A 6,212-nucleotide genomic window follows, 5' to 3' on the forward strand; every position below is an offset into this window, starting at 1 on the left:
TTATTGATTCAGTAATGGATGCGTTCCTTTCCATAATGAGGATGATTCTATTCCTGACGCCAGTCTGAGCAGCCAGTCCTCTTTTCCTTTCGGTGCTGTCACCTGTACGCCTAAAGGCATGCCTGCTTCTGTGAGATGAACTGGCACACTCATAGATGGCTGGCCGGTTAGGTTAGCCAGCTGTGTAAATGGTGTGTAGGTCAAACTCTTGAGGAACATTTCATAAATCAGATCCTGCTGTGCTTGCATTGAAAGGGATGACACACGTAACAATGCAGCCATTTCTTGATCGTTATGCATCAGCTCGCCAACCTTTGGAGCCGAATAGGCAGTAGCTGGGGTCACATATAGATCGTAGGTTTGATGAAATGCAGCCATTTTTGCAGCGGCCATATCCCATGCATCAAGACTTTCTGTATAAGCAGCAGCCGTCACATTTTTTCCTGCTTCCGCCAGTACCCATGCCACAATATCTGTCTCCTCCGGCTTCACCGGACGCCCGAATGAACGAGCCAGAGAGGTAAATAAGGCAGACATTTCACCGCTGTTCATGACATAATATTGCTGCATCAGATGGACACCATCAATACCCGGCTTCGCTTCCTCTATTTGATGCCCTTGTTCACTCAGCCATTTCACAGTGTTCAAGACTGCCTGCTTTGCTTCCGCACTCACCTTCGTGCCTACTGGAGAGTCTACACTGTAAGCAATTCGCATAGAAGAGGTTCGTTTCACCAAATCCTCCTGATAGCTGCCGTCATATAATGGCGTTTGGAACGCAGCCTCTGGCTGAATGACTTGAAGCAAATCAAGCAGGGCTGCACTGTCTCGAACTGTTTTTGTGAGCGTAAAGTCAATGGAAGCTCCTTGCCACTGCCTTCCTGCACCCGGGCCGACCGGTGTTCTCCCCCTTGTTGGCTTGAGTCCAAATAAACCAGTAAAGGATGCCGGAATCCGAATAGACCCTCCGCCATCACTCGCTCCACCTGCAGGTACGATGCCGCTTGCCACAGCTGCTGCCGTCCCGCCGCTTGAACCGCCCGGAGAATAGTCAGCATTCCAAGGGTTTCTCGTCGGACCATATAAAAAGGGTTCTGTCACATTTCGCAATCCGAATTCAGGTGTGTTCGTATGACCGATCATGAGGAGCCCAGCCTGTTTCAATCGACGGACAAGGTGGGAATCTGTTTGCGCCTTTACATCCTTTAACAGCAAAGCACCCGCCGTCAAAGGTTCATGCTCCAGCCCCTGCGATATATTTTTCAACACAAACGGAACACCAGCAAAAGGCTGATCCGCATCTAGTGACTTCATGTCTTTGAACACTTGATCTCGTCTAGTATGAATCACCGCATTTAGTACTGGATTCAATTCTTCCAATCTAGTAAATGCAGCTTGTACAAGCTCTTCGGGCGTGACCTGCTTTTTCTGCACAAGTGACGCCAGTCCTGTCGCATCATACGTCATATACTCTTTTACATTCATCGGCATGTCCTTCTTTCTCATATTATGATCTCTCTATTGTCTACTAGAATTCTATGAAATTCAATTTCGGGATACGTGTGAAAAAAACTTTCTTTCTAGACTATGATTCTTCTAACCATCTATCTTATTTCTCCGATATAATAAAGAAAAAAAGACGGAGGTCACCTCATATGCAAGGAGCCATTGCCTTGAAAAAGAAAATCGTCGTGGTCATCGCGTTTCTTCTTGCTTTGACAACTGCTTTGCCCTTCCATTCGCAGGCAGCTGCACCACCAAAAGAAACAGATGTCATCATCGTCTATAAAAATCAAAAAGGAAAACAGACGGCTATTCAAGAAAGTGAAAAAGTGAACGCTCAATACATACATCTTCCAGCTGTAGCAGTGACAGCAGATGAGCAAGCTGTCACCTCACTTAAAAAAGACCCAAACATCGCTTATGTTTCAAAAAACGTTAGGGTCAAACTCGCTGCTTCTACCGTGAAAAAAACAGCTGCTGCTAGTGGTCAGGATGCTTTGGTACAAAAATCTTATAACTTGCAGAAGCTCAATGTAAAGCAAGCAATCAAAGAAGGCGTGACAGGGAAAGATGTGAAAGTAGCCGTTCTCGATACTGGTATTTTCCCACACGAAGATTTAAAGGTAGCCGGTGGTAAATCATTCGTCGATTACACGTCTTCTTACAAAGATGATGAAGGACATGGAACACATGTCGCCGGTACAATTGGGGCGCTCAATAATGATTACGGTACGGTCGGCGTCGCTTCTGGTGTGAAGCTGTATGCTGTAAAAGTATTAGATAAAAAAGGAGAAGGCGACTTATACAGTCTGCTCCGAGGCATTGATTGGGCAATTAGCAATAAGATGGACATTATCAACCTAAGTCTAGGTTTTGAAGATAACATTCCGATTTTACGTTCAGCAGTTGATGAAGCATACAAAAAAGGACTGCTGGTCGTTGCTGCAAGTGGAAATGATGGAAAGAAGAATGGGATTAGTTATCCTGCCGCATACAATAGCGTCATTGCTGTTTCCGCAACGACTGACAAAGACAAACTCGCCTCCATCTCTAATACGGGGAAAGGAATTGAATTTTCCGCTCCCGGCGAGAACGTCATCAGTACCTATTTGAAAAATGAATATTGGTATGCAACGGGTACATCACAAGCGGCACCACATGTCACAGGGATGCTGGCGCTGTTAAAACAGCTACATCCTAAGAAAACAAATGTTCAGCTCCGCACTTTATTGCGCAGCTATACAGTGGATCTTGGCGCAAAAGGAAAAGATCCACAATTCGGCTATGGCCGCGTGCAATATGTGCCGCAGTCAACCTTTTTAAAGGCTGCGACAAGCGCAGTCAAGACAGCCGAAACATCTAAAAAACAGACAGATGTTGATCAAGCCAAAACGAAAATTGGCAGACTGACTGCTAGTAAACAAAAAACCGCACTCACTGACCGAGTCAAAAAAGTCCAAACAGCCATTGATATTCGTGACGCACGAGCGAAGGTCAAATCAGCTGAAAAAAGTAAAACCCAAGGCTCGATTAAAAGTGCCCAAACGGCTATTAAAAAGCTATCCAAAGGCAAAGAAAAAACAAGCCTACAAAACCGGCTCGACAAAGTCAAAAAACAAGTCGCCTATCAAAAAAAAGTGACAGATGCCAAACAAAAAGTCAAAAAAGCCGAAGCCAAACGAACAAAGAAAACAAAAGCAACCGCTCAAAGTGCGGTCAAACAACTAAAAGCATCTAAAACAAAAACTGCTTTACAAAAACGACTAAACCGGATCAAGGTTTGATAAAAAAACGATTCCTTTCAGCAAGGAATCGTTTTTTCTATTTCAACATCTTCTGAAACAGGGTGTGATGATATTTCCCTTTCGCATCCAGCCTCACTTGATCGAGGATGTGCGCTAACGAATGGATGACATCACGAAGTGCTCGATGAACCGAGCCCTGCTCAAAGGAAGCTAAACTCTCCGGCAGTTCATCTTCATCCAAAACAAAGAAATCACCATTCGGAAGAACGAGTAGATCAATCAATAAATCTTCAAATATCACCACCCGTTCTTCAAACCATGTATGTCTGACGATATTCACATAAGAGCCAAGTTCATTGCCTTGATCATCCCGCCAAAAATAGACATTGTAAGGCCGGTCCGTCCAATAATAGGCGGTCGTATAACTCCCTTTTGGAATCGTGACAGTGCCATCACCAGCAACCATTGTAAATGGTTCTTGAATTTTATGAAACAACACGACTTGCTGCTCCTGTGCGTCTAACAGCTGACACGTATGTTCCACAACCTGATCATCGTATTTGATTTTTCTCTCAATGACGTCATCCCAAGAATTTGCATATAGCGGAAACAATCGGTCACAACTCCTTCTGCATCTACTTCTTATTCTAGTATACACTGCTTTCTTTTGAAGAAATAAAGGTTCACTGCTGCTGCCTATGGAAGACATATGGTGAGGTGAAAACAAATGAACGGAATCACAATCATCGAAACCGTAGCAGAACTCGGACAAATCATCTTGGTTTTTTGTGGCTATGCCCTTTACTGGCGGCTTGTGAAAAAGAAAAGAGATCGAAAGCTGACCCCTTATGAACATGTGTTGAAATTCTTTGTCATGTTCGGATTAATCTCATGGTGCTTTTCATATATGGCACTGAACGTATGGGTATCATGAGAAAGAGGAAGAGCCCCGTCCATGCAGGACATGCTCTTCCTCTTCTTATACAGCGTGTTATGAGCCAGCCGGCTGTTCTTTTTTGATCACATACTGATAGCTCTTCACATGCGTCCCATTTTGATTCACAAATTCTTTATCAAGTGCCCGTTCAAAGCCCATTCTTTCATATAAACGAATGGCGGCCTGCATTTTATCCGACGTATGAAGGTACAGGACGTTCTCGCCCCACGATTGCGTCAGTTCTATACTTTTACGCAACAATGACTCTGCAATACCTTTTCCTCTCACATCAGGATCTACCCCTAAAAACCGGACAATCGCTGAAGTAATGCCCATCTCCGGCTTGTCATATGCCTGTTCTGATGATCGGAACATTTGAAGGGTCCCCACGACCTTGCCCTCAAGCTCGGCCACAAGCATCAACTCCATGTTTGGGTTATCTACAGCCGCTCGCAAGGCTGTAGAATAATTTTGCCAGCCTTCCTCTGTAAATTGAGGCTCATACTGTGCGTATGATTTGATCAGCACATGTGTGATCGCCTCATGATCTTCACTCACTGCTTGACGAATGATCAACTCTTGCTGCTCCATGCCAGCACCTCCTGTTTGTCTATGAATGGATATACGTATCATGCAATCACTGCATGCCGATGATCTGATTCTTTTCTCTACTCATTCAATGTAAAGAGTCTTCTTTTAAAGATCAATTATTTTGCACGAAATTTTCTTTGAAAATTTTGATTGAAATGGAAAGCTTGATTCATTATGCTGATTTGAGGACGTATACGAGGAGTGGCATCATATGAATTCTTTATCTTATCCCCAAGAATCGAAAAAAAATCGATTCCTCCTTGCCGCGCTTCTTGGCTCTTTAACAGCCCTTGCACCGCTGGCAATGGATATGTATTTACCTGCTTTACCTAATATCGCCCGTGACTTTGAAGCAAGCACGGCGCTGTCTCAGTTAAGTCTCATGGCTTGTTTGATTGGACTTGCGCTTGGACAGCTGATTGCAGGTCCAATCAGTGATACAGTCGGCAGAAGAAAGCCGCTCATGATTGGATTAATCATTTTTATTGCGGCCTCTCTTTTATGCACAGTGGTCACATCAATTTGGACATTCATTCTTTTAAGGTTGATTCAAGGACTTGCTGGATCAGCAGGGATTGTCATTGCACGAGCCATCGTGCGAGATCATTATGAAGGCTCAGAAATGACGAAATTCTTTGCTTTGCTCATGTTAGTCAACGGAGTGGCTCCAGCAGCGGCACCGATCGTGGGCGGACAAATGTTACGGTTCACGACGTGGCAGGGTGTGTTTGTTCTGCTAGGAATCCTCGGGGCGCTCATGCTTCTAAGATCGATGTTTTCATTGAAAGAAAGCTTACCTGTGGAACGTAGACAGACTGGAGGCTTCAAACAGATCCTAGGTGCGATGAAAATTCTAGCGAGCGATCGACTCTTTGTCGGATATGCTCTCTCACAAGGACTTGTCTTCGCCGCTATGTTTGCGTATATCTCTGGATCACCGTTTGTATTGCAGGAGATTTTCAACCTTTCTCCGCAGGGCTTCAGTGCTGCCTTTGCGGTGAATAGTCTTGGCATCATCACAGCCGGACAAGTATTTGCCCGCGTTGCTGCGAAAATTGGTGAGGAGAAAGTCCTTCGCATTGGGCTGCTGACAGCTGCTTTAGGAGGCGTCACCTTGTGTGTGATGATCTCTATTGATGCAGGATTATATGGCATTCTTATTCCTCTCTTTTTTGTGGTCTCAAGTGTTGGGATTGTCGGCACCTCTGCTCCTTCTCTTGCGATGCAGCATCACGGTGCGCATGCTGGAAGTGCCGCTGCCCTCATCGGTGTGGCACAAATGCTTCTTGGGGCATGCATGACACCCCTTGTCGGCTTAGCTGGAAGCCAGACTGCCTTTCCCATGGGGCTGATTATTATGCTCTGTGACCTTGGCGCACTTTGCTGTTATTTTTTCTTTGTTGCCAGAGCGAAAAAAAGACCCGCATAAGCGGGTC

The 6,212-nt window shown here is 44.9% G+C and carries 6 protein-coding genes; 3 read left to right on the top strand and 3 right to left on the bottom strand.

The genetic code is table 11. The annotated features are described in order from the left end of the window. Positions 1-1,485: an amidase gene (locus tag MHI20_RS18610; RefSeq protein WP_340940532.1), complete on the bottom strand. Its 1,485-nt coding sequence runs from the start codon at positions 1,483-1,485 to the stop codon at positions 1-3. Between the two features lie 188 nt (positions 1,486-1,673). On the opposite strand from MHI20_RS18610, the gene MHI20_RS18615 reads away from it, so the two are divergent. Next, positions 1,674-3,287: a S8 family peptidase gene (locus MHI20_RS18615; RefSeq protein ID WP_340940534.1), complete on the top strand. Its 1,614-nt coding sequence runs from the start codon at positions 1,674-1,676 to the stop codon at positions 3,285-3,287. Positions 3,288-3,324: 37 nt separating this feature from the next. Here the strand turns inward: MHI20_RS18615 and MHI20_RS18620 are convergent, their stop codons facing one another. Next, complete coding sequence (locus tag MHI20_RS18620; protein WP_340940537.1) at positions 3,325-3,861, bottom strand: DUF402 domain-containing protein; 537 nt, start codon at positions 3,859-3,861, stop codon at positions 3,325-3,327. A 114-nt stretch (positions 3,862-3,975) separates the two neighbouring features. On the opposite strand from MHI20_RS18620, the gene MHI20_RS18625 reads away from it, so the two are divergent. Beyond that, on the top strand, positions 3,976-4,182 hold the full coding sequence (locus MHI20_RS18625) for a hypothetical protein (RefSeq protein WP_138278051.1): 207 nt from the start codon (positions 3,976-3,978) through the stop codon (positions 4,180-4,182). A gap of 57 nt (positions 4,183-4,239) precedes the next feature. On the opposite strand, the gene MHI20_RS18630 is transcribed toward MHI20_RS18625, so the two are convergent. Beyond that, the gene (locus MHI20_RS18630) at positions 4,240-4,776 is read right to left on the bottom strand and encodes a GNAT family N-acetyltransferase (protein WP_058336302.1); all 537 of its coding nucleotides are present in this window, start codon (positions 4,774-4,776) and stop codon (positions 4,240-4,242) included. A 211-nt stretch (positions 4,777-4,987) separates the two neighbouring features. On the opposite strand from MHI20_RS18630, the gene MHI20_RS18635 reads away from it, so the two are divergent. Further along, entirely contained in the window at positions 4,988-6,205 is a 1,218-nt protein-coding gene (locus tag MHI20_RS18635; protein ID WP_048001339.1) for a multidrug effflux MFS transporter, read from the top strand. Positions 6,206-6,212 lie beyond the last annotated feature (7 nt).

This window comes from Bacillus sp. FSL K6-1106, assembly GCF_038005245.1.
In the GTDB taxonomy this organism is placed as follows: Bacteria; Bacillota; Bacilli; order Bacillales; family Bacillaceae; genus Bacillus; species Bacillus altitudinis.

Excerpts from the sequence above, each read along its gene's own strand:
- MHI20_RS18630 (WP_058336302.1), bottom strand. The coding sequence starts at position 4,776 with ATGGAGCAGCAAGAGTTGATCATTCGTCAAGCAGTGAGTGAAGATCAT.
- MHI20_RS18635 (WP_048001339.1), top strand. The coding sequence starts at position 4,988 with ATGAATTCTTTATCTTATCCCCAAGAATCGAAAAAAAATCGATTCCTC.
- MHI20_RS18610 (WP_340940532.1), bottom strand. The coding sequence starts at position 1,485 with ATGAATGTAAAAGAGTATATGACGTATGATGCGACAGGACTGGCGTCA.
- MHI20_RS18625 (WP_138278051.1), top strand. The coding sequence starts at position 3,976 with ATGAACGGAATCACAATCATCGAAACCGTAGCAGAACTCGGACAAATC.